Genomic DNA, 4,045 nt, shown 5'->3' with positions numbered 1-4,045 from the left:
GCTGGCCGGGTGGGATGGCTACACCGGCCCCGACAACGCCCAGGTGGCCGACCCCGGCCAGGCCGCGTTGAAGACCAAGGGTCTGCTCACCGGAGCCGAGGCGTACGCCGGGATGCAGTTCTACCGGAGCGACACCCTGGACGGCTACACCGGCCGCTGCACCGTGAACTACGGCGGCGCGGGCGGTGGCGTCAAGGACGCCGAGCCGATGAACTGCAACCTGACCGGGTCGGGCGAACTGACCGCGCTCACCATCACCCCCTGACCGAGAGGCCACCGACCACCATGGCCACCTTCCCCGACCTCAGCAGCTTTGACCACTACATGTCCGAAGTGGACGGAGGAACACTCACCCTCCCCATCCGGGGCCGCGACTGGACCTGGCGCGCCGGCGAACTGTCCATGTGGGCCATGCTCAAGATCCACCACGTCCAGCGGGAGAGCGCCAGGGTTCTCGCCGCGATCGCGGCCGGCGAGCCCCGCGACCCCGGCCAGCTCATCCTCGATGACGCTGACGACGCGCGCCTGTCCCGCGAGATCGTCGGCGACGCCCGTGCCGCTGAGCTCGTCGAGGCGGGCGCCACGGTGGCCGAGTACAACCACATCGTCCGCACGCTGCTCTCCTGGCACGTCAGCGGTGAGGCTGCCGCGTTGGCCACCTGGTCCCGCACGGGCAAGGAGACGAAGCCGGACCCCCCGGCACGCGCCGCGTCGACGAAAACGGCTGGATCATCGACGACGCGGAAGAAGGCCACGGGCTCACGTGGGACGCGATCCTCACGCACTGGAACTACGTCGAAGCGGACTTCCAGCGCGAGTACCAAGCGGACCTGAGCGACGAACACCTCCTGCGCTCGCGGTCGGCGCGCTGGTTCATGGCCAGGCTCGGCGGCCTGTCCACGTCCGCCCGGCTGTGGCTCGCGCTCCGCCCCGACCCCGAGGTCGACGACAGCGCAGACAGCATCGACACCGCACTCGGCCTTACCCGCGAGTGACACCCCCGGGTGATCGTCCACCCGTGCACACCCGATCCCGCCCGCGCAGGGGGCAGCCATGAGCCTGGTCGTCGGCGAGATCATGGCCAAGATCGGCGCGGACCGGTCGGGCTTCACCCGCGAGACCAAGGCGGCCGAGGCCGAGCACAAGTCGATGGTCAAGGCCGTCGAGGGCACCACCCCGAAGGTCGACGCCGACACCAGCAAGGCCAGCGACAAGCTGAAGGGCGTCGGCGACGCCGCCAAGGACGCGGCCAAGGAGATGAACTCCGCGTTCTCCACCGCCTGGGTGGGTATCTCCGCCGACCTCGACAAGATCGAACAGGACGCGTGGGCCAGCGGCCGCACGATGGACAAGGCGTTCACGTCCAGCCTCGCCGCGATCCGGTCCGAGATGGAGCGTGTCCAGCAGGAAGCCACCGAGACCGGCGCCACCATCGACAGCGAGCTGGGCGAGGCTCTGCGGGGGCTGAAGGCTCAGGCTGCCGGGCTCGGCCAGGAGACCGGCGCGTCCCTCATGGACGGCATCGGTATCGCTGGCAAGCTGTCCGCCGCGATCACCGGGGGGCTCCTCGGCCAGGGCCTCATGTCCGGGTTGGAGAAGGCGTGGGAGGAAGATCGGGTCGGGTCGCTGATCGTGGCGTCCACCCCGGCCGCTGGTTCGGCCGCCGGCAAGATGGGCGACGTCGCCGGCAGCTTGTTCGCCGACAACTTTGGTGAGTCCATTGAGGACGCTGGTCGTGCGATCACCGCCGTGTTCCAGAACCGGTTGATCGACACCAGCGAGCCAGAAGCCGCTATCGAGCGGATCTCCGCCAAGGTGATGACCGTCTCGACGATCGTCGAGGAAGAGTTCAACGCGGTCGCCCGCTCGGCGCAGCAGGCTGTCCGCACGGGGCTGGCCGACAACGTCGATCAGGCCATGGACATGATCGTCCACGCGACACAGCAGGGCCTCAACACCACCGGCGAGTTGTTGGACACGATCACCGAGTACGGCACCACCTTCAGGGTCATGGGCCTCGAGGGCGCGGACGCTTTCGGCCTGATGCAACAAGCTCAGCGCGCCGGGGCCCGCAACATCGACATCGCGGCCGACGCGGTGAAGGAGTTCGGGATCCTCACCCAGGACACCGCGTCGGCGGCCGGCCGCGGGTTCGCGTCGATCGGGCTCGATGGCGCGAAGATGTCCAAGATGATCGCGGCCGGCGGCGACACCGCGAAGGACGCGCTCCGCCAGACCCTCAACGCGCTGCAGCAGATGCCGCCCAGCCTCGAGCGTAACCAGGCTGCGGTGGATCTGTTTGGTACCAAGGCAGAGGACCTCGGCGAGGCACTGTTCTCAATGGACCTCGACGACGCCGCGTTGCAGTTCGGCGACTTCGCCGGCAGCGTCACCGAGGCCGCTCAACAGATGGACGAAGGCGTAACCTTCACGGACCGACTCGGTCGCGGGATCAGCGCGCTGGGCACGAAGGTCGGCGAGTTCCTCGACGCCATCGGCGGCGACAGCGGCCTGGAGGAGTTCACCACCCAGTTCCGGGCGCTGACCCTGGCACAGGAACGGGCACTGTCCACAGGGGACATGAGCGGCCTCGACGAGATCCGCGAGAAATATGAGTGGCTCGCCCCGGCCGTCGACGAGTGGATCGAGAAGAACCACGACGCCGTCGACGCGACCGGAGCGTCGGCCGACGCGAACGTGGAGCTGGGCGACACGATCGACCAGCTGTTGGAGAAGCAGCGCACTGCGGCGGACGGGGTGGTCTCCTTGTCTGAGGCGCACATCCGGAACCAGCAGGCGATCGCGGACGCGAACGCCGCGGCGCAGGAGTTCGCCGGCCAGGGTCTCAACAACACCAAGACCGGGTTCGACCTGACGACCGAGGCTGGGCAGGAGATGCAGGGCGCCCTCAACGACGTCGTGGGGACGACGCACGAGACCATCGCCGCGATGAGGGAGCAGAACGCCACCTCGGCCGAGGTCAACGAATACATCAACTCGCAGCGCAAGACGTTCATCCAGTTGGCGACGGACATGGGCATCTCGGACTCGGCCGCGCGCGCGCTCGCGGACTCGATGGTCGGCATCCCGGTGCCCAACATCAGGGTCAAGGACCATGCGACGAGCGCCATGATCGCGATCCAAAAACGTCTCGACGCGCTCCCGATCACGAAGACCACGGACTGGTACTTCACCACGCACTACCGAACCCAAGGCGCCAGCAGGCCGGAGCACCTTTCGTCTACGTGGCAAGGGGTCGGCGGTCTCGCCAGCGGTGCGGTCATGAAGTACTTCGCCGCGGGCGGGATCCAGCCGATGTCCGCGAGCAACGCGGCGATCGTGCAGCCGCACACCCGCACCGGCGTGATCCGCGCCATCGGCGACAACCCCATCGCCGACGAACTGTTCATGCCCCTGGAGCCCAACAACAAGCGGTCGCAAGACCTCTTGGACGAGGGCATCAAGCGGATGCGGCCCGGCCTCGCGCAGATGCTCGGGTTGGCGTCAGGCGGGATCGTTGGCGGGGCTTGGGGCGCTGGCCAGGTGGTCGGAATGCCGTCCGCCGCAACGGTGACCGCCAGGGAGGGCCACACGTTCAACATCAGCGGCCCGGACGCTGACGAGGTCGCGCGCAGGGTGATCGACCAGCTCGACGCGCGGGAGGCACTCCATGGCTAGAGCACTGACCCTGTACCCGGACTCTGGTGCGCCCATCGTGCTGACCGACCACGCCGCCGGCTACCGCGTCCACAAGGGAGTGAGAGGGCTCGGCACGCCGCCCGCCGTGCATGTGACGGAGGAGTCGCCGCTCATCGCCGGCGAGACCATCCTGGACAGCTACGAGACCGGGCGCCGGATCCTGCTCCCGATGACCGTCACCGGCCCAACCAACGACGTCTGGCGGGCGCGCATGAAGGCGTTGGTGCGCGCCACCAACCCGAGGCACCCCGGGCATCTGGAGCTGGCGCAGGGCGACGGGCAACGCCGGCGGATCGCGGTCCGCTATGCGGGCGGGCTGGAGGGCTGGGAGGACAAGGACACCGGC

Annotated in this window: 4 protein-coding genes; all 4 read left to right on the top strand. The window is 68.6% G+C overall.

Features of this window, described 5'->3' with window-relative positions; translation table 11 throughout:
• The coding region (locus ACYVIP_RS44945; RefSeq protein ID WP_460407400.1) for a phage tail tube protein at positions 1 to 265 on the top strand (265 nt) is incomplete at its 5' end.
• Positions 266 to 285: 20 nt separating this feature from the next.
• Complete coding sequence (locus ACYVIP_RS44940; RefSeq protein WP_460407398.1) at positions 286 to 834, top strand: DUF7426 family protein; 549 nt, start codon at positions 286 to 288, stop codon at positions 832 to 834.
• Between the two features lie 219 nt (positions 835 to 1,053).
• The gene (locus ACYVIP_RS44935) at positions 1,054 to 3,678 is read left to right on the top strand and encodes a phage tail tape measure protein (protein ID WP_460407397.1); all 2,625 of its coding nucleotides are present in this window, start codon (positions 1,054 to 1,056) and stop codon (positions 3,676 to 3,678) included.
• Positions 3,671 to 4,045, top strand: a 375-nt coding sequence (locus ACYVIP_RS44930) for a hypothetical protein (RefSeq protein WP_460407396.1), incomplete at its 3' end; no start/stop codon positions are given. The genes ACYVIP_RS44935 and ACYVIP_RS44930, both read left to right, overlap by 8 nt.

It is taken from the genome of Actinophytocola sediminis, from assembly GCF_054779715.1.
The sequence above is the reverse complement of the archived record's forward strand: the minus strand, read 5'-3'. Positions and strand labels throughout refer to the sequence as shown.

Bases quoted from the DNA above. Each gene is read 5' to 3' on its own strand.
- ACYVIP_RS44935 (WP_460407397.1), top strand. From the start codon at position 1,054: ATGAGCCTGGTCGTCGGCGAGATCATGGCCAAGATCGGCGCGGACCGG.
- ACYVIP_RS44940 (WP_460407398.1), top strand. From the start codon at position 286: ATGGCCACCTTCCCCGACCTCAGCAGCTTTGACCACTACATGTCCGAA.